16 protein-coding genes and 1 pseudogene are annotated in these 19,079 nt (G+C 70.0%); 7 read left to right on the top strand and 10 right to left on the bottom strand.

Translation table 11 applies throughout. From position 1 onward, the window contains the following. Window positions 1-911 (bottom strand): ice-binding family protein (locus Q0D75_RS17550; protein ID WP_291056431.1); only part of this gene is annotated, 911 nt, incomplete at its 3' end. A 416-nt stretch (window positions 912-1,327) separates the two neighbouring features. Between Q0D75_RS17550 and Q0D75_RS17545 the strand changes: the two genes are divergently transcribed. Further along, window positions 1,328-2,764: an EAL domain-containing protein gene (locus Q0D75_RS17545; RefSeq protein ID WP_291056428.1), complete on the top strand. Its 1,437-nt coding sequence runs from the start codon at window positions 1,328-1,330 to the stop codon at window positions 2,762-2,764. On the opposite strand, the gene Q0D75_RS17540 is transcribed toward Q0D75_RS17545, so the two are convergent. From Q0D75_RS17540 to Q0D75_RS17525, 4 genes are all read right to left on the bottom strand, one after another. Beyond that, window positions 2,755-3,486, bottom strand: a complete 732-nt coding sequence (locus tag Q0D75_RS17540) for a prolyl oligopeptidase family serine peptidase (protein ID WP_291056426.1) — start codon at window positions 3,484-3,486, stop codon at window positions 2,755-2,757. The two genes, Q0D75_RS17545 and Q0D75_RS17540, sit on opposite strands and share 10 nt — an antisense overlap. Further along, window positions 3,483-3,959, bottom strand: a complete 477-nt coding sequence (locus tag Q0D75_RS17535; protein ID WP_291056424.1) for a cupin domain-containing protein — start codon at window positions 3,957-3,959, stop codon at window positions 3,483-3,485. The genes Q0D75_RS17540 and Q0D75_RS17535 overlap by 4 nt, the downstream gene beginning before the upstream one ends. Window positions 3,960-4,114: 155 nt before the next feature. Continuing rightward, on the bottom strand, window positions 4,115-5,167 hold the full coding sequence (locus Q0D75_RS17530) for a monooxygenase (RefSeq protein ID WP_291056421.1): 1,053 nt from the start codon (window positions 5,165-5,167) through the stop codon (window positions 4,115-4,117). Window positions 5,168-5,181: 14 nt separating this feature from the next. Then, a complete protein-coding gene (locus Q0D75_RS17525; protein ID WP_291056418.1) occupies window positions 5,182-5,343 on the bottom strand; it encodes a hypothetical protein in 162 nt (53 codons plus the stop codon). 236 nt (window positions 5,344-5,579) lie between these two features. On the opposite strand from Q0D75_RS17525, the gene aceA reads away from it, so the two are divergent. Both aceA and aceB read left to right on the top strand, forming a co-directional pair. Then, entirely contained in the window at window positions 5,580-6,872 is a 1,293-nt protein-coding gene (gene aceA / locus Q0D75_RS17520) for an isocitrate lyase (RefSeq protein WP_291056416.1), read from the top strand. Between the two features lie 39 nt (window positions 6,873-6,911). Beyond that, the gene (aceB, locus tag Q0D75_RS17515; protein ID WP_291056414.1) at window positions 6,912-8,555 is read left to right on the top strand and encodes a malate synthase A; all 1,644 of its coding nucleotides are present in this window, start codon (window positions 6,912-6,914) and stop codon (window positions 8,553-8,555) included. 247 nt (window positions 8,556-8,802) lie between these two features. On the opposite strand, the gene Q0D75_RS17510 is transcribed toward aceB, so the two are convergent. Next, entirely contained in the window at window positions 8,803-9,456 is a 654-nt protein-coding gene (locus Q0D75_RS17510) for a DUF5701 family protein (RefSeq protein WP_291056411.1), read from the bottom strand. A 248-nt stretch (window positions 9,457-9,704) separates the two neighbouring features. Between Q0D75_RS17510 and Q0D75_RS17505 the strand changes: the two genes are divergently transcribed. Next, the gene (locus Q0D75_RS17505; protein ID WP_291056402.1) at window positions 9,705-11,303 is read left to right on the top strand and encodes a sodium:proton antiporter; all 1,599 of its coding nucleotides are present in this window, start codon (window positions 9,705-9,707) and stop codon (window positions 11,301-11,303) included. Between the two features lie 11 nt (window positions 11,304-11,314). On the opposite strand, the gene Q0D75_RS17500 is transcribed toward Q0D75_RS17505, so the two are convergent. The 3 genes from Q0D75_RS17500 to Q0D75_RS17490 form a co-directional block, all read right to left on the bottom strand. Continuing rightward, complete coding sequence (locus tag Q0D75_RS17500; RefSeq protein WP_291056398.1) at window positions 11,315-11,977, bottom strand: pentapeptide repeat-containing protein; 663 nt, start codon at window positions 11,975-11,977, stop codon at window positions 11,315-11,317. Between the two features lie 54 nt (window positions 11,978-12,031). Next, a complete protein-coding gene (locus Q0D75_RS17495; protein WP_291056390.1) occupies window positions 12,032-12,793 on the bottom strand; it encodes an HAD-IIB family hydrolase in 762 nt (253 codons plus the stop codon). 140 nt (window positions 12,794-12,933) lie between these two features. Beyond that, window positions 12,934-14,598, bottom strand: coding sequence for a carboxylesterase/lipase family protein (locus Q0D75_RS17490; RefSeq protein WP_291056385.1), 1,665 nt, complete (start codon window positions 14,596-14,598; stop codon window positions 12,934-12,936). A 129-nt stretch (window positions 14,599-14,727) separates the two neighbouring features. Here Q0D75_RS17490 and Q0D75_RS17485 point away from each other — a divergent pair, with 129 nt between their 5' ends. After that, window positions 14,728-16,404, top strand: a complete 1,677-nt coding sequence (locus Q0D75_RS17485) for a methyltransferase (protein ID WP_291056376.1) — start codon at window positions 14,728-14,730, stop codon at window positions 16,402-16,404. A gap of 210 nt (window positions 16,405-16,614) precedes the next feature. Here the strand turns inward: Q0D75_RS17485 and Q0D75_RS17480 are convergent, their stop codons facing one another. Beyond that, window positions 16,615-17,535 (bottom strand): type IV toxin-antitoxin system AbiEi family antitoxin domain-containing protein, encoded by a 921-nt coding sequence (locus tag Q0D75_RS17480; protein ID WP_291056372.1) that lies wholly within the window; start codon window positions 17,533-17,535, stop codon window positions 16,615-16,617. On the opposite strand from Q0D75_RS17480, the pseudogene Q0D75_RS21050 reads away from it, so the two are divergent. Further along, window positions 17,534-17,920 (top strand): annotated as a pseudogene (locus tag Q0D75_RS21050) (FAD-dependent monooxygenase); the annotation flags it as partial. The gene Q0D75_RS17480 and the pseudogene Q0D75_RS21050 overlap by 2 nt on opposite strands. Then, the gene (locus Q0D75_RS17475; RefSeq protein WP_366513457.1) at window positions 17,892-19,073 is read left to right on the top strand and encodes an FAD-dependent oxidoreductase; all 1,182 of its coding nucleotides are present in this window, start codon (window positions 17,892-17,894) and stop codon (window positions 19,071-19,073) included. The pseudogene Q0D75_RS21050 and the gene Q0D75_RS17475, both read left to right, overlap by 29 nt. Window positions 19,074-19,079: the final 6 nt, after the last annotated feature.

Genomic DNA, 19,079 nt, shown 5'->3' with positions numbered 1-19,079 from the left:
GTGACCGGTAGGTTGGTCACGGGAGGGTTCGTGACCGGCGGGTTCGTGACTGGCGGGTTCGTGACCGGCGGGTTTGTGACCGGCGGGTTCGTGACTGGCGGGTTCGTGACGGGTGGGTTTGTGACCGGCGGATTGGTCACCGGTGGGTTCGTCACGGGCGGGTTGGTGACCGGCGGGTTGGTCACGGGTGGAATGGTCTCCGGGGGTTCGGTGGTCGGCGGGGTCGTGGTGCAGGAGGCGTCGGTGAAGACGGTGTTGATCAGCGTCACCGATCCGTTCCGGGCGAGGGCCCGTCCGTCGATGGTCGTTCCCGATCCGGTGCTGATGGAGGTGAGCGCCAGAATGGAGCCCTTGAAGGCGGTGGAGGTTCCGAGGGTGGCGGAGCTCCCGATCTGCCAGAACACGTTGCAGCTGTCGGCGCCGTTGATCGTGACGACGCTGCTCGAGGTCGCGGTGGTCAGGCTCGAACCGATCTGGAACACGAAGACGGCGTCCGGATCGCCCTGGGCATCGAGGGTGAGCGGCCCGGTGAGCAGGATCGAGCTGTCGGCCTTGTAGACGCCGGGGAGGATCGTGGTTCCTCCGATGTCGCCCGCGATGCTCTCGTCGGGTGCCTCACCTGCCGCGGCGTCGTAGGCCACGACGAGGTCGCTCTGGGCCTGAAGAGCCTGAGCGTCGGCGACATGGCTGGCGCCCCCGACGAGGCCGGGTGGGAACCCGCTCACGGCGGTGCCCGGGCTCACCCCGAGGTCACCGGAGAGCACGCTCGGCCCGGTGTTCGTGACGGATTGGCCGCCCAGCACCGAGTACGAGCCGGCGGTGCCCAGATCGACGGATGTCGCGGCCGCACTCGCCGACTGGGAGCCGAGCCAGGCGATCGACACGGTAGCGACGACGAGAGTCAGACCCACCGCCCCCGACCTCACGAACGGCGTGGTTCTGGTGGTTCTGGTGGCGATGGGTGGACGATGACGAGCGGTGAGGCTTCCCATGAAGCCCTCCAGAATCCCCGAATTCTCCGGAGCATGATTCACACGGTGTGAGTGCCCCTGACAGTAGCTTTCAGCCGCGGTTCTCGGGGGCTTCCAGGCGGTCTCCCAGCGGCAAACGGGGATATCAATCCGGCACGGTCTTCGGCCACGAATAGCATCAATCTGCGTGGACACGATCGAGCGGAAAAAGCCCCCGCATCGCGTCGTGAGTGGTGCCCCGTCGAGGGTGGAGACGGGCGGTGGCGGGCCTGCGGTGTTACTGTCCGTATCAGGCTGGCTCCTAGACCCCGAGTCCTCCGCTACCGGACATCGGGCGACGGCGAAGGCGAGAGCACATGCAGGAGTTGAACCGTCTCGCGCGGGGGGCCGCGGTCGAAGAACTGCACCTCGAGCTCCTGTCCGATCGGCGCCTGCGTGATCTGGCCGAACTCGTCAACGCGCTCTGGTCCGAACCGGATCTCGAACCGGACGGGGCCGAGGCGATCCGGTTCGAATGGCTGGCGCCGCTGATCGCCTTCGAGCAGCGCAGACGGATCTCCTCGGATGCAGTGCAGAGCCCCATCCCCGTGATCCCCCCTCTGTCGACGGTCTTCCAGCCGGTCGTCGACCTCCGAACGGGAACCGCAGTCGCCTATGAAGCGCTCACCCGCCGCGGCCCCGAACCCGGTTCCGGATTTCCCCAGGCTCTGTTCGACACCGCTCGCCGGGCTGGGCGGATCGTCGACGTCGATCGGGAGTGCTGGCACACGACCCTCCGTTCCGCGACCACCAGCGCTCTGAACGGCGCCTACAGCCTCCTGATCAACGTCGAACCGGAGTCCTTCCAGTCGGGGCTTCTCACCGATCTGCCGCCCGCGAGCCCCGTGGTCGTCGAACTCACCGAGCGAGCCTTGCTCTCATCGCCCGGAGAACTCCTCGCGATGGTGGAACAGGCGAGGGCGGAGGGTCATGCGATCGCGATCGACGACCTCGGCGCGAACCCCGCATCCCTCGCCCTGGTTCCGCTCATCGACCCCGACGTCGTCAAGCTCGACCTGCGGCTGATCCAAGCCAGGCCCGACGCCGAGATCGCCCGGGTCATGTCCGCACTGAACACGCACGCCTCCACGACCGACGTGGTCATCATCGCCGAAGGCGTCGAGACCGCCAAGCACGTCGTCACCGCGCAAGCGCTCGGTGCGACGCACGCCCAGGGCTGGCACTTCGGCCGCCCGACGGCCCGCGTGCCCGACGGCCCCACCCTGGCCGGACTGCCGATCACCGCCCGGCCGGCAGCGGCGTATCCGGATGCGCGCTCCCCGTTCGAGGTCGTCACCGAACACATCGCACCGCGATCCTCCCACCGGGCACTCCTGGTGCAGATGAGCATCTTCCTCGAAGCCCGAGCACGAGCCAGCGGAGACTCCGCCGTGGTCATATCGACCTTCCAGCACGCCTCGAATGTCACCCCCGGCGCCTCCAAGCGCTACCTGGATCTCGCCGAACACTGTGCTCTCGTCATGGTCCACGTCGACGGGCCCACTCCCGCCCTCGACGCGAGTCCGATCCACGTCGCACCCATCGCGGCGGGAGACGCCCTGCTTCAGGAATGGGACATCGTCGTGCTCACCGCCGACTTCGCCGCCGTGCTCGTCGCCCGAGAGACCGACCCGTCTCGACACGCCGAAGGTGTCTACGAATTCGTGCTCAGTCACGACCGGGCACTAGCCGTGGCCGCGGCACGGCACCTGATCCACCGCACGGCCTCGGGTCGCGCCCGGGCTCACCCGTGATCGAGCCAGCGATCCAGCCAGGAGTGCACGCGATCCCAGTGCGGTGCGTCGGGCGCGATCGCCTCCAGGTGCGGCAACCGGGGTAGTTCCAGGAGGGTCGCCTTGGAACCCGCCGCCCGGGCGGCCTCGAGGTAGTCGCGGGAGTGGGCGACGGGCACTCGGGCGTCATCGCTCCCGTGCACGACCACGACCTCGCCGCGGGGCGGCACCTGGGCCCGGGGCGATGCGCACGCGTACGTCTCGGGAATCGCCTCGGGACCGGCGCCGAAGAACTCGGCGACCGCGCCGTCTCCGATGCCCTCGTGATATCCGCGCACGAGGTCGGTGACGGGGGCCAGCGCCACGACCGCGTCCCCCACCTCCCCGCCGAGCAGGGCCAGCTGGCCGCCGACGGAATGCCCGACGATCGCCAGTCGCGGCTCGGATGACGCCGCTCGCGCCCCAGCGAGCGCCGAGGTGAGATCAGCCCGTGTCGCCGCCCACCCATCCTGAGCCCGCCGGTACTCGACGTTGGCCACCAGCCACCCGCGTGAGGTGAACTCGGGCACGAGCGGGCGCATGAGCTCCGCGGTGAAGGGCGCTCGCCAGTACCCGCCGTGGATGAGCACCAGCGTGCCCCGCGCCTGCCCGCTCGGCTGCGACAACGCGATGTACTGGTCGTCGCCGGATCCGTAGCGGAGCAGGCGGTCGGGGCCCGCCGGGCCTTCTGCGCCCGTCGTCACGCGCCTTCGACGGTGCCCGGTGCCAGGAAGTCGACGCCGTTGGCGGCGGACAGGCGAACCACCTCGTCGGGATCGGTGACATTGTGCAGCAGGCTGAACAGGTTGGCCAGCTTGCCTCCGGGGCTGACCCAGAACAGCGACTTCGCATCCGAGTCCTGCTTGTTGTAGTAGGCGTGCGGCAGGTTGCGGGGCATCTGCACCAGATCGCCGGGGCCGGCGGTGGTCCACTGCCCGTCGAGGTAGAGCGTGTAGACGCCCTCGAAGACGTAGATGAACTCGTCCTGCGTGGGGTGCACGTGCGGCGGAACGCCCGTGCCGGCGGGGTCGAACGAGAGCCAGGAGTAGGTGTTCGCGCTCTCGATCTTGGTCGTGTAGGTGTGGCCCAGGACGTTCCAGACCCGGCCTCCGAAAGCCTCGTCAGCGCGGACGATTCCGGCCGGCAGATCCCCCAGGATGATTTCTTCCGTGCTCATCGTGTTCCCCTCGTTCCAAAGATGCAGTGCTGCCAGTGTGGCCGAGGCGCCAAAGGAATGCACGAAATTTTTTCCCGCGTCACGAATCTGTAACACGGCAGGGTCGCACCCGCCGGCGGTGAGCGGGCGCGACCCTCGATGTGATGCCGACGCGATCAGGTGTACCAGGTGGGCTCCGGCACCTGGTTGAGCAGCACGAACTCGCCCACCTCGCGCTTCTTGTAGGCGATCGGATCGTGCAGGCTGTGCGTGCGCAGATTCCGCCAGTAGATGTCCAGGCCCACCGAGCTCGCGGATGCTCGGGCACCGGTCAGTTCGTAGACCTTCGTGGCCACCTCCAGCCCGTCCTCGACGATGCGCAGCTTGCCGGCGGCGATCCGCACGGCGATCTCTCCGCGGCGGCGCTCGGTGAGCTCTTCGCGCGGCGCGTGCAGCACCGCACTGATCTCCGCGCCCGCGGCATCCAGCAACGCCTCGTCGGCCCAGAGCTTCGACTGCAGCTCCCCATAACCTTCGAGCAGATACCACTCCTCGCCGGCGTGCTGCTTGTCGTCGCCCCCGTACGGCCAGGGGCGTGTCGTGGTGCGCGTGTAGGCCGAGGCCGTCTCGAGAGCGCCCTGCGCGATGCCCAGGTAGAAGTTCGCGAAGACGAGCTGGATCGCCGGCACGTTGAGGGTGTTGTACGTCAACGGCTGGAAGGCCTTGTCGACGAACCCGGCGGCAGCGGCCCACGGCACGCGCACGTCGCGGATCTCGACGGAGCCTGACTCGGTGAGGCGCTGCCCGAGGCTGTCCCAGTCGTCGGCGAAGACGATCCCCTCCTGCGCGGTCGGCACGATCGCGAAGATATGGGTCCCGGTGCCTTCGAGCACGCCTTCGAGCACGGTGAGATCGGAGATCTGACCGCCGGTCGAGAACGACTTGCGACCCGAGTAGACGAGTTCGCCGCCCTCGTCGCGAATGGTCAGATCGGAGTCGCGCGGGTTGACCGCGCCGCCGAAGACGAAGGTGTTGCTCGTGTAGAGCTCCTCGACCGCGGCGGTCTGCTCGTCGGTGGCGACCAAGCGCGCGGCCCAGGCCCACAGGTAGTGGTAGCCGAGCACCTGGCCGATCGAGCCGTCGCCGCGGGCGACCGCGCGGATGACCTTGTACGCCGTGTCCCAGGTCTCGCCGGCGCCGCCGTGCTCGCGCGGGCCGAGCAGGGTCACGAGGCCGGAGTCCTTCAAGAGGGCGTGGCGTTGGCGCGGTCGCGTTCGACGGCGTCGACGGCCAGGATGTCGGCCACCTCCTGAGCCCGCGCGATCCACTCGGCACTATTCTGCGGTCGGGCTGCGTCCTGCCAGCGATCGGCGAGACCTGGTGTCACTGGATCCGTGATTGTCACGTTCTTCCCTCTCCTGATGGATGACCTGCGCTCACGGTAGGAGGCCCGGCCGAGTTCTCCCGCCGCTGTTACCGACAATGACGAAAGGGCGGCTCGAGCATCCGCTTCTTCGAGAAAGCAGAAGAACGCCCGCAATTCTGGCGACGGATCCCGCGAAGACGGGTCGTGCAGGCCGCAGAGTCGAACCCGAGCAGCTTTTCCCGCTGCGATGGCAGACCGCATTGGAGCACCCCGTCATGACCACCCGCCCCGGAGACCAGATCCAGACCGCCGCCGAGCTCGAGACGTCGTGGAAGACCGACGCCCGCTGGAACGGCATTCAGCGCGACTACAGCGCCGAAGACGTCGTGGCCCTGCGCGGACGGGTCGCCGAAGACAACACGCTCGCCGCCCGCGGCGCCCAGAACCTCTGGAATCTGATTCACGACGAGTCGAGCTGGGTCGCCGCCCTCGGCGCCCTCACCGGCAACCAGGCCGTGCAGCAGGTGCGCGCCGGCCTCAAGGCCATCTACCTCTCGGGCTGGCAGGTCGCCGCCGACGCCAACCTCAGCGGCCAGACCTACCCCGACCAGAGCCTCTACCCGGCCAACTCCGTGCCGGCCGTCGTGCGCCGCATCAACAACGCGCTGCTGCGGACCGACCAGATCGAGTTCGCCGAAGGTATGCCCGAAAGGGAATGGGTCGTGCCGATCGTCGCGGATGCCGAAGCCGGCTTCGGGGGCCCGCTCAACGCCTACGAACTCATGAAGTCGATGATCCAGGCCGGCGCAGCGGGCGTGCACTGGGAAGACCAGCTCGCCAGCGAGAAGAAGTGCGGCCACATGGGCGGCAAGGTGCTCATCCCCACCGCGCAGCACGTGCGCACCCTCAACGCGGCCCGGCTGGCGGCGGATGTCGCCGGCGTGCCGACCATCATCATCGCCCGCACCGACTCGCTCGCCGCCAACCTCATCACGAGCGACGTCGACTCCCGCGACGTGCCGTTCCTCGACGGCACCCGTACCCCGGAGGGCTTCTACGGCACCACCCCCGGCATCGAGACCGTCATCTCGCGGGGACTCGCCTACGCCCCCTACGCCGACCTGCTCTGGGTCGAGTCGTCGGAGCCCGACATCGAGCTCGCCCGCCGGTTCGCCGAGGCCATCCACGCCGAGCACCCCGGCAAGCTGCTCGCCTACAACTGCAGCCCCAGCTTCAACTGGAAATCCAAGCTGACGGATGCGCAGATCGCCACCTTCCAGAGCGACCTGTCGGCGATGGGCTACAAGTTCCAGTTCATCACCCTCGCGGGCTTCCACGCCCTCAACCACTCCATGTACACCCTCGCCCGCGGCTACGGCGAGACGCACATGAGCGCCTACGTCGAGCTGCAGGAGGCCGAATTCGCCTCCGAGGCCGACGGATACACCGCCACGAAACACCAGCGTGAGGTGGGCACCGGCTACTTCGACCGGATCGCCACGGCCCTGAACCCCTCGAGCGCCACCCTCGCGCTCGTGGGTTCGACCGAGTCCGAGCAGTTCCACTGATCCGCGTCTCCCGCGCATCGATTCGAAAGGACCACTGACATGTCCCACCCCCGTCCCACCAAGATCACCGTCCACGCCGAGCTGCAGGAGCATTTCGACGAGATCCTCACGCCCGAGGCCCTGCACTTCCTCACCCGCCTGCACGACCAGTTCGCCGGCCGCCGCCAGGAGCGCCTGAACGAGCGGATGCTGCAGCGCAAGTCGATCGAGAACGGCCGCAACCTGCGCTTCCTGCCCGAGACCGCGCCGATCCGCGAGGATGCCACGTGGCAGGTCGCCGGCGCCGGCCCCGGCCTCGAAGACCGCCGGGTCGAGATCACCGGGCCCACCGACCGCAAGATGACGATCAACGCGCTGAACTCCGGCGCGAAGGCGTGGCTCGCCGACCTGGAGGACGCCACGAGCCCCACCTGGTCGAACGTCATCGGCGGGCAGGTGTCGCTGTTCGACGCCATCCGCGGTCGGATCGACTACACGAGCGACGACGGCAAGGAGTACCGGGTCACCGCATCCGAAACCCCCACGATCGTGATGCGGCCGCGCGGCTGGCACCTCGTGGAGAAGCACCTCGGGTACACCGACCGGGCCGGCTCGACCCGGGCCGCCTCGGCGTCGCTGGTCGACTTCGGGCTGTACTTCTTCCACAACGCTCAGGCGCTGATCGACGGCGGACGCGGCCCGTACTTCTACCTGCCGAAGCTCGAGAACCATCTCGAGGCGCGGCTGTGGGACGACGTGTTCACCTTCTCGGAGAACGCGCTCGGCATCCCGCACGGCACCATCCGGGCCACCGTGCTGATCGAGACCATCTCGGCGGCGTTCGAGATGGACGAGATCCTGTTCGAGCTGAAGGATCACGCTGCCGGGCTGAACGCCGGCCGCTGGGACTACATCTTCAGCCTGATCAAGAACTTCCGCGACCGGGGGCGCAGCTTCGTGCTTCCCGACCGTTCCGAGATCACCATGACGGTGCCGTTCATGCGGGCGTACACCGAGCTGCTGGTGCAGACCTGCCACAAGCGGGGGGCACATGCCATCGGAGGCATGAGTGCGTTCATCCCGAACCGGCGCGATCCGGAGGTCACCGCGTCGGCGCTCGAGAAGGTCGCGGCCGACAAGCGCCGCGAGGCCGGCGACGGCTTCGACGGCACCTGGGTGGCGCATCCAGGACTCATCGAAGCCGCCCGCTCGGAGTTCGACGCCGTGCTCGGCGACCGGCCGAACCAGGTGTCGCGGCAGCGGCCCGAGGTGTCGGTGACGGCGGCCTCACTGGTCGACCTCTCCGGCATCACCCATGAGGTGACGGATGCCGGGGTGCGGTCGAACGTGTCGGTAGCCCTCCGCTACATCGAGAGCTGGCTGCGCGGGGTCGGCGCCGCGGCGATCGACAATCTGATGGAGGACGCGGCGACCGCCGAGATCTCGCGCTCCCAGCTGTGGCAGTGGATCCGCCAGGGCATCGTCACCACGTCGGGAACGCCGATCACACGCTCCTACGTCGAAGGCGTGTTGCACGACGTGATGCGCTCGATGGATCGCTCCCTCGCCGACCGTTTCGACGACGCCGAGAACATCGTGCGCATGGTGGCCCTGGAGGACGACTTCCCGACCTTCCTCACGATCCCCGCCTACGCCCACTACCTCGTCGACACCGCGCCGGCCCGCGAGGAGGTCGCGGCGTAACATCCCGCCGGTCCGCCATCCCACCCGCTCACCCCTCGCCCGCACACCCCACCCGCTCGTCCCGAACCGTCCGCCGCCGGAAGCCGCCACGGTTCGGGACGAGCGGCGTGTCGCCGTCAACCTCCACCCCATCCGCCCCACTAACTACGGAGAATACGGGCCGATGGGGTGAACGACGGATTCTTAGTCCGAATGTGGGCGCGCGTTCCGTCGTTGGCGGAGGATGAATGGCGGGTGCCCGGCGGCCTCAGGCGGGGGTCGAGGCGAAGCCGAGCCAGGTGTGGCGGTTGCCCGCCCAGCACCAGCCGACCTTCGGGGCACCGCGGCGGCGGCGGCCGTCGCGGCCCGTGCCGCCGGAGATCCAGATGGCGGGGGTGCGCGCATCCAGCGTGCCGGGGTTCTTCGCGCTCCCGCGGCGCGATCCGATCGTCATGAAGCAGTGATTCGGCTGCAGCGCATCCGGCTGCTGCAGCAGCCAGCTGATGCCCTCACTCACCGTGAGCGGCCGGCGCTCGCGGGCGCGCAACAGCGGCAGGGCCTCATCCGGACTCAGGTTCGCGAGGTCGTCGCCTCGTTCGATGCCGTGCACGAGGTAGAGCGGGGCATCCGGCAGCGCCAGCCCGTCGAGGGGCACGAAGTCGTCGAGGTCGGTGAAGTCGTCCACCACGAAGCCGCGCTTGCTCTCGCGCATGAGCAGGGTGGCGAGCGCCGACGGCGGGGCGATGCACGGGTTCACCACCAGCACCGAGTCGGCCCGCCCGCGCAGCCCGGCCGCGTGGCTGCGCAGCTCTTCAGGGCTGATGCCCGCGACCTCGGGCAGCCCGAGCGCGACGAGCCGATCGAGCTGCTCGCTCACGGTCGGCGTCGGGGGAGCGGATGCGCTCAGCGTGATCAGTGACATGCGTGCGGTGCGCCTCTCGTTCAGTGAGCACCTCAACCACCCGCCCCGAACCCGTATTCCGCCGGAGGCCGCCCACCACTCTCAGCGTGCCCGGCCCGCTCAACGGATGGACTTCTGGGCCTGCAGCGCGAACGGATGGAGCGTGGCTCCGCATACGGTGCGACGCTCCATCCATTGCGCGCGTGGTCTCACGCGGCGAGCGATACGAAGGAGTCGGGCGCAGGGCCTCTCGCCGCCATAATGGGGGCATGGACCCGGTCGGCACCATCATCTGGATCGTCTCGTTCGTCGCCGTGACCGTGGCTGTCACGGGGGTCGCGGGGCGGGTGGGCGTGTCGGCACCGATCGTGCTCGTGGTGGTGGGCGCCGTGGTGTCGTTCATCCCCGGGGTGCCCACGATCGAGGTCGAGCCCGACCTCATCCTGTACGGGCTGCTGCCGCCGCTGCTGTACGCGGCCGCCATCCGCACCTCGTTCGCCGACGTGCGGGCCCGGCGCGACGGCATCCTGCTGCTGAGTGTGGGCCTCGTCGCCTTCACCGTGGTGACCGTGGGGCTCACCGCCTGGCTCGTCATCCCGGCCATCTCGCTGGCGGCGGCCTTCGCGTTCGGCGCGGTCGTGGCGCCGACGGATGCCGTGGCCGTCACCGCGATCGCCGGCCGCCTGAAGCTCCCGCGGCGGCTCGTGACCGTGCTCGAGGGCGAGAGCCTGCTGAACGACGCGACCGCGCTGGTGGCGCTGAACGCGGCGATCGCCGGGATCGTGATCGGCATGGATCCCTCCGCCGAGCCGCTCACACCCTGGGCGGTGGTGCTCGAGTTCGTGATCGCGGTCGTCGTGGGAGTGGGCGTCGGGTTCGTGATGGGGTTCGTGATCGGCTTCATCCGCAAGCACCTGCGCGCGCCGGTGCTCGACACCAGCTTGTCGCTGATCACCCCGTTCATCGCCTTCATCCCGGCGCAGCTGCTGCACGGATCGGGCGTGCTCGCCGTGGTCGTCGCCGGCCTCTACCTGGGGTTCCGGGCGCCCGTCATCCAGACCGCCGAGGCGCGCATCGCCGAGTCGCTGAACTGGCGCACCATCCAGTTCCTGCTCGAGAACGCGGTGTTCCTGTTCATCGGGCTGAGTCTGTTCGCCATTTTCCAGGGCGCCGTCGCCGACAGCCCGGGTGTCTGGCCGACGGTGGCGATCTCGGCCGTGCTGCTGCTGGCGATCTTCCTCTCCCGCTTCGTGTGGATGATGCTCACCACCTCCGTCTACCGCTTCGGCCCGCAGTGGCTGCGCAATCGCGGGTGGAGCTGGCGCAACGGCATCGCGGTGTCGGTCGCCGGCATCCGGGGCGTGGTCACGCTGGCGGCGGTGTTCCTGCTGCCGGAAGAGACGCCCGGCCGTGCGTTCATCCAGTTCCTCGCGTTCGTCGTGGTGGTGGGCACGCTGCTCGGCGGGGCGCTGCTCCCGTTCGTCATCCGGCGCCTCAAGCTGCCTCCGCCCGACTTCTCGCAGGAGCAGACCGAGGTGCACATGCTGCTCGCCGAGGCGCAGAACTCCGGGCTGGCCCGGCTCGACGACGAGGTGACGGATGCCGTGGAGCAGCGCGTGGTCGACCGCCTGCGGGTGAACGCCCGCTTCCTCAGCGACGCGCTGGAGAACCCGGCCGACGAGGGTGTCGAGCCGCCGGCGAAGGCCTATGCGCGGCTGCGGCGGGTGATGATCGCGGCCGAGCGGGAGGCCGTGCTCAAGGCCCGCGCCGAGGGCCGCTACCAGGAGCGCGCCGTGAAATCGGTGCTCGCCAAGATCGACGTCGAAGAGACCGAGCTCAACCTCGGCAAGCCGCGCCGCGGCGAGTAGCGCCTGGAGGGTCAGTCCTCGACGACGATGCCGAACTGCTGGGCGAGCACGGTCGCCAGCTCGGTGATCTGGTAGGGGGTCATGATCGCACCGCGCAGGCCCTCGAGGGTCACGATCTGCGACACCTCGAGCGCGCGCAGGTCGACCTCGCTCAGGATGCTGCGGGTCACGTCGAGCGTGCCGATGCGGGTTCCCGCGAACGCGACCCGGGTGGCCGTGGCGTCGCCGAGGTCGAGCTCGTCGATCGTGCAGTCGGTGAACAGCACGTCGTTCAGCCGCGCACCGCGCAGGTTCACGTAGCCGAGCTTGCAGTTCGCGAGGTGCACCGACTGCCAGTTCGCGTCGAAGAACTCGGCCGATCCGATGCGCGAAGCCTCGATGCTCACATCGCGGAAGCGCGAGCGAGGGGCCGCGAAGATCGGGGCGTTCAGCCGCTCGAAGCGGGTGTCGGCGAAGCTCGTTCCGCGCAGGTCGGCCTCGTGCGCCAGCAGGTCGAGGAACTCGCACTCGGTGAACGAGGCGCCGCTGAGGTCGAGACCGCTCAGGTCGGCGCCGGAGAATCGCTCGCCGAACACGTTCTCGTTCGGCGACAGGAGCGCGGGGTCGCCGTCGGTCAGCCCGTCGAGCCGGATCGCGTCGATCCGCGGGGCGCGGGAGTTCTTCTTGGCGGCCATGGCGGGTCTCGGTCGGGGGCGGCGGCTGGTGGGGCCGGCGGGCGGGTGGTGGGCTCAGCCCTGGCGCGCGGCCAGGAACTCCTCGACCACGGCGGCTGTGTCGTGCCACCCCTCGACGGCTCGCGTCGGCACCCCGAGCGCCTTCACCGGGTAGTCGTTGCCGCCCTCGTCGAGGCGGTCGCCCACGAAGAGCATGGCGTCGAGCGGGATGCCCGTCAGCTCGGCCAGCCGCTTCATGCCGTAGGCCTTGTCGATGCCCAAGCGGGTGATGTCGACCGAGGTCGACCCGCCCGAGCGCACCTCGAGATCGGGCACCAGGGGAGCGACGGCGGCGCGCAGGGCTTCCTTCTTCTCGCCCGTCGGGTCCCAGACCGACTTCGCGCTGATCGGCGCATCCTGCCCGAGCGCCGAGAACGTGATCTGCGAGCCGCGGTCTTCGAGCACGGGGCCCCAGGTGTCGGTCTCCCAGAAGCCGAGCTCTTTCGCCTTGGCCGTCACCGCATCCTGAGCCCGCGTCTTCTCGTCGTCGCTGAGGTTCTCGGCGTAGACCTGCTGCCAGGCGCCGCTTTCATAGCGGTAGTACTGCGTTCCGCAGGTGGGCATGAGGTGCAGGCGCTCGAGCTGCTCGGGCGAGTCGGGCAGGTTCGCGATCAGCTGCGAACGGAACTGGGCGATCTGACCGCCCGAGATGACGCACACGGGTACCTCATCGAGCAGGCGCACGAGGATCGCGGCCATCTTCGGGTCCAGCGGAGCCTTGGAGGGCGCAAGCGTGTCGTCGAGGTCGAAAGCGACCAGGCGGACGTTCGTCGTCACAGGGGTGTCTCCTCTACGGATGGGGAAGCAGCGGTGCGCGGATGCGCGGGCGCCGGCTTTCGCAGGCGCGGAACTCCGATTGTCGCAGACGACGGTGACGGATCGCGCCAAGCGGACCTCAGGCCGCACGCACGCCGACCTCAGGAGAAGCCGATGACCTCATCGCCCCAGGCCGTGCGGATCGCGGCATCCGGGTCGTCGGCCACCGTCTCGCCGTGGTCGAAGATCAGCGTCGAGCGCGTCGCGGTGTCGTACAGCGGCCACGGCGACCCGTCGGCGCCGGCCGGCTCGCCCGTGCGGGCGTAGGCCAGCCAGCGGTGCTGCATCAGCGCCGAGAGCGCGCGGGCTGCGGGGAGCCCGCCCAGGTCGAAGCTGAAGTCCTTCTTCGCGATCTTCAGATTTCCGAACACATAGGCGATCTCGGCGCCGTGCGTCGCGCCGATGCCCAGCAGTTTCAGCAGGGGCGGCGAGTGGTCGAAGCGGTACATCCGCGTCGGCGCGACCCGGCTGTGCGCTGCGGCGAGCCAGATCGAGGGCATCCGGAAACCGGCGTCGCGCGAGAGCTCGGCCGGAGTGCGGTGCTGCGGGAAGTGCGGATAGGCGGTCTCGATCCGCGTCTCGGCATCGTCGAGGTCGGGCCGCTCGGCCTTGATCTCGGCGAACATGGCGTGCACCGACGACTCGGTGATCGGCATCAGCGGCGACTTCATCAGGCGGAACAGCGACGCCTCGTCGCGGTTCGTGCCGATGATCAGCGGAATCGGCAGCTGGGTTCCGGCGCGGTAGGCGTCGATCGGATGCTCGGGAACGATGTCGCCGTCGACGACCGGAGCGATCGCGAGGGTTCCGGGGGAGTCGGCCGCCACCGCGCCGATCAGGTCGAACGCCGCCTGGCTGAGGCGGTCGGCGGGGAGCCGCCGGAGCTGGGCAATGGGGTTGGCGGATGCGGCCGCATCGGACGAGGCGCCGGTCGGCCGGGTCGCGGGAGAGCCGTCGGCCGGGCCGTCCACGGCATCCGGATCGATGCCGACGAGGCCGAGGAAACGGCGCGCCACGGCCCGGGCGCGCTCCCGGCCGTACACCGAGGTGGCGGGCGAGCTCTCGGCGATCGCGCGGTGGAACAGGCCCGCCGCCGCCGGCGAGGTGAGCAGCGTCGTGACGCAGCCGCCGCCCGCCGATTCGCCGAAGAGGGTCACGTTGCCGGGGTCGCCGCCGAACGCCGCGATGTTCTCGCGCACCCAGCGCAGGGCGGCGAGGATGTCGCGGAGGCCGAGATTGGTGTCGAAACGGGTGTCGGGCGCCGTGGCATCCGCCCATTCCGAGAAGTCGAGGAAGCCGAGTGCGCCGAGCCGGTAGTTCACGCTGACGACGACCACGTCGCCGTTCTGCACGAGGTGCGTTCCGTCGAAGAGGGGCTGCGCGCTGGATCCGGCGAAGTAGGCTCCGCCGTGGATCCACACCAGAACCGGATGCCCGGCCGCGGCGTCCTGCAGCGGCTCACCGGGGGCTGCGGCGGGCTCGGCCGGCGCGAGCACGTTGAGGGTGAGGCAGTCTTCGGACTGCTCGACGCCGTCGGGCAGGGTGACCGCCTTGTTGACGTGCTGGGGGGCCGCGTCACCGAAGGCGAGGGCGTCGCGGATGCCGTCCCAGGGCTCGGGCGGCTGCGGCGCGACGAACCGCAGCGGACCGACCGGCACGGCGGCGTAGGGGATGCCCCGCCAGCGGCGGATCCCTTCGGCGAGAGCGCCGCGCACGGCTCCCGTGGCGGTGTCGACGACGAGCGGATCTGCGGTGACGCGGGGCATGAGGCCACTGTAGCGAGGCGGTGTGCTCCCCCGACAGCGACCTGCTCGGGGGTCATCCCGGCGTCGGCACCCGGCTGCGACGTCGTTCGGGCTGTCGGCGCGGCATCCGATTGCCGCTTGAATAGGGGAGTGAACCCCGCACCGATCGACCACCTGCACGCAGACCTCACGGCCGCCCGCTACCGCGTGGATGTGCTCGACGGCATCTGGGGGTCGTCGGCGGCGGCCGCGCTGTTCCGGGGGCAGACGCTTCCGGCGCGGCGGGAGCTCGAGCGGCGGCTCGCCGTGCCGGCCGACGGGGAGCGGCCGGTGCCCCGGCCTGTGGAGACGCTGGCGCGGCTGTTCGTGCTGGGCGACTCGGTGACGGTGGCCGACCTGCGCGGCGCCCTTCCGGCGACGGGTGTGCAGGGTGCTCTGGAATTGGGGATCGTGGGGATCGTCGACGGAGACGCAGAGCTCGGCGGCGGGGCGTTCGGCGACGACTCGCGCGTGCGCGCGCTGCTCGACCTGCGTCCTTACAGTTTCGTCGACTCGCTCGGCGCCGGCAGCTGGTGGATCGTGTCCGACCTCGGCGAGGGAGCGCTCGGTCGTGCGCTCGACGAAGACCACGTGCTCGGCGTGGGCGGAGCATCCATGACCCTGAGCGGGCTGATGATCGCCAGCCCGGTCGACTCGGTGCTCGACCTCGGCACCGGATGCGGCATCCAGGCCCTGCACGCGGCCCGGTTCGCGCGCCGCGTGGTAGCCACCGACATCTCGCGGCGGGCCCTGGCCCTGGCCGAGTTCAACGCCCGGCTGAACCGGGTGGAGTCGATCGAGTTCCGGCACGGCAGCCTGTTCGAGCCGGTGGCGGGGGAGCAGTTCGACCGGATCGTGTCGAACCCGCCGTTCGTGATCACGCCTCGGGTAGACGGGGTGCCGCTGTACGAGTACCGCGACGGCGGCCTCGTGGGCGATGGGCTCGTGGAGTCGGTGGTGCGTCAGCTCGGCGCGCACTTGCGCCCCGGCGGCATCGCACAACTGCTCGGCAACTGGGAGTACCGGGATGCTGTTCCGGCGTCGGCTTCGGCCGGCACTGCGGCGGCACCGGGCAGTGACGCTGCGGCCTCCGGCCCTGCATCCGGTGCCGTCGGCCGGCAGGACGGGCTCGAGCGGGTGCGCTCGTGGGTTCCCCGATCGGGGGAGCACGCGCTCGACGTCTGGGTGATCGAGCGGGAGCGGCAGGATGCGCCGACCTACGCCGAGACCTGGATCCGCGACGGCGGCACACGCCCCGGAACGCCGGCGTTCGACGCGCTGTACGCCGCGTGGCTGGACGACTTCCGCGATCGTGGAGTGACCGAGGTCGGATTCGGGTACCTGCTGTTCCGCCGGCCGGCGGCGGGCGCGCCCACACTGGCGCGCTACGAGCGGCTCGATGAGGGGCTCGGCAGCAACCCCGTCGGCCTGGGCGACCACGTCGCCGCCTGTCTCGACGGACACGACTGGTCGGTGCGGCACGACGACGAGGCGCTCCTGCGAGCCACCCTCGTGTACGCCTCCGACATCACGGAGGAGCGCCACTTTTGGCCCGGACAGGAAGACCCGGTCGTGATGACCCTCCGCCAGGGCGGAGGCTTCGGCCGTTCGGTGTCGCTGGACACCGGCCTCGCGGCCTTCATCGGAACCTGCGACGGCGACCTCAGCGTGCGCGCGATCTGCGGGGCGCTCGCCGAGGTGCTCGCGGTCGATGAGGCCGCGCTCACCGCCGAACTGCTCCCGAGCATCCGCTCCCTCCTCGCCGACGCGATCCTCCTCCCCGCCTGACGCCCCGCCCCGCCCGCCTGACGCAACGCCGCCCGACGCCCTGCCCCGCCCGCCCAACTGACGCCCCGCCCGCCTGACGCACCGCCGCCCGAAGCACCGCCCGGCCGCCGCACCGCTCGCAAGCCGGGACAGCCACCCGGCTCACGGTGCGAGAGCCGTTCACTCCAGCGAGTCTCAGATCGACCTCGTGCACTATGGCTGAGGTTCGCCTCAGACTCGCCGGAGTGAACTGCTGCCTCCGCCGACGCGGGGCCAGTGGTGCTCGCGCGCGGCGATCAGCCCGCCCACCGTGGCCAGCACGGACGGCCACTGATACATGACCTGCTGGTACGTGAGCCGGAGCACGCGGTAGCCGAGCGCGGCGAGAAGCAGGTCGCGCCGCCGGTCTTCGGCGAAGGCCTCGCTTCCGGCGTGCCACTCTTCACCGTCGAGCTCGATCACAAGCCTTTCGCCGACGAGCAGGTCGACGCTTCCCACTCCGGGGATCGCGACCTGCGTGCGGCAGGCGATGTTCACGGCGCGCAGGCCGAGCCGCGCCTTCGTCTCGACGCCCGAGTCCGCTCGTCCGTCGACGAGATCGAGCAGTCTCCGATAACTCAGTGGCAACGGGCTCAATGCCTCGCGGAGGCCGGACAGCCGGATCAGCCCGCCATTGAGCGCGGAGTCGAGCGATCCGACGGCATCGTCCCGCCCCTGACACACGACAGCATGCCGGAGAGCTGTTGCCAGGTCATCGACGGCGGGTGCGCCTGCTGTCGGGCTCCTCGCGGGCCAGCGGGAGCGGTGGATCACGATGCCGCGCCGCGCCGCGTTCTCGAGGGGCACTCGGCGATCAGACGGCGATGCGAGGGTGCCGGCCGAGGAGCCGACTCGCACGTGCAGTCGTCGATCACGCACGCACCACACGTCGAGCGGCCGAAGGACCGAGATGCAGCTGACGGTGCCGCCGACTCGTACGGCGGCGATGGCAGCGGCCGGCGCCGACGGCAAGGCCACCCACCCACGACGCACACGCAGCACCGAGCCGACACGGACGGCGCGTGTGATCTCGGCCGCACCGCAACCGTGCTCCGCCAACTGCGCAGTGCTCGCGACACCACCGATCCGGGACAGGACTTCGGGAACGTGCATGCCCAGAGAATGCCTGCCGGCTGGCAGTGCTCGTGTGTCGGTCCGGCGAACTGTGGAGAGCCGATTCGGGGCCTGTGGAGAACGGATTTCGAACGCGGTTCACTCCAGCGAGTCTGAAGCGAACCTCTGCCATAGTGCACGAGCTCGGCCTGAGACTCGCTGGAGCGAACCGCCCCGAGAACCGCGCGGAAGGCCGAACGGAGCGGCGGGGGCTGGAGGCCGCGGGATGCCGCGCCCTAGAGTGAGCCGCATGACGGGGGAATCGGAAGGCGCGGGCGGCGCGGGCGGCGGCGGGCGCGTCGTCGAGACCGAGGTGTGCATCGTGGGCGGCGGGCCCGCCGGGATGATGCTCGGGTATCTGCTCGCCCGCTCGGGGGTGCGGGTGGTCGTGCTCGAGAAGCACGCCGACTTCCTGCGCGACTTCCGCGGCGACACCATCCACCATCCACCCCTCCACCCTTGCGCTGCTCGGGCAGCTGGGGCTCCGCGACGAGTTCCTCACCATCCCGCACAGCGAGGTGCGCACGCTCGATGTGGTCGTGAACGGCACGCGCATCCACGCCGTCGACTTCGGCGCGCTGCCGGCGCCCGACGACTTCCTGGCGTTCATGCCGCAGTGGGACTTCCTGAACTTCCTGGCTGCAAAGGCTCAGGAGTTCCCGACCTTCGACCTGCGGATGAGCACCAGCGCCACGGGCGTCCGCCGCGCGGGCGCAGCCGTCACCGGGGTCACGGCCACCGATGCCGCGGGCGACGTCGAGATCCGCGCCGGCCTCACGATCGCCGCCGACGGCCGCACCTCGACCGTTCGCGCTGCGACCGGACTCAAGCCGCGCGAGTTCGGCATCCCGATCGACGTGCTCTGGTTCGCGCTGCCCAAGCCGGCCAGTCTGCCGCCGTCGACCCTCGCCTACATCGACCACGGATCGTTCGTGCTCACCATCGACCGCCGCGACCACTACCAGGCGGGCGCCGTGATCCCGAAGGGCCACTTCGAGCAGATCCGGCGAGAAGGCCTCGACGCGTTCCGGCACAGGCTAGCCCAGGCGGCCCGGCCCCTGGCATCCGTCGTCGGCGCGCTCGAGAGTTGGGACCAGGTGAAGCTGCTCTCGGTGCAGGTCTCCCGCCTCGAGCAGTGGCACCGCCCCGGCCTGCTCTGCATCGGCGATTCCGCGCACGCCATGTCGCCGGCGTTCGGCGTGGGGGTGAACTACGCGATCCAGGATGCTGTGGCCACCGCGAACACGCTCGTCGAGGCGCTGCGAGAAGGCCGCGACGGCATCGTGCCCGAGCGGATGCTCGCCGCCGTGCAGCACCGGCGGCTGCCGCCGGTGCGCGCGATGCAGGCGGTGCAGCTGCGGTTGCACCGGGCGATCGCGCGGCCGGTCGAGAAGCCGCTGCTGGCCAACCCGCCGACCGCGGGTCAGAGGGCGGCGCTCCGGGTGATCGTGCCGACGATCCGGCGGGTGGCGCCGTGGTTGCTCGGCAAGGGCTTCCGCCCCGAGACGATCAGCGAGGTCGTGGCCGGCCCCCAGTGATTCTCC

It is taken from the genome of Herbiconiux sp., assembly GCF_023264855.1.
Lineage (GTDB): Bacteria > Actinomycetota > Actinomycetes > Actinomycetales > Microbacteriaceae > Herbiconiux.
This window is presented reverse-complemented; position numbering and strand designations above follow the sequence as displayed.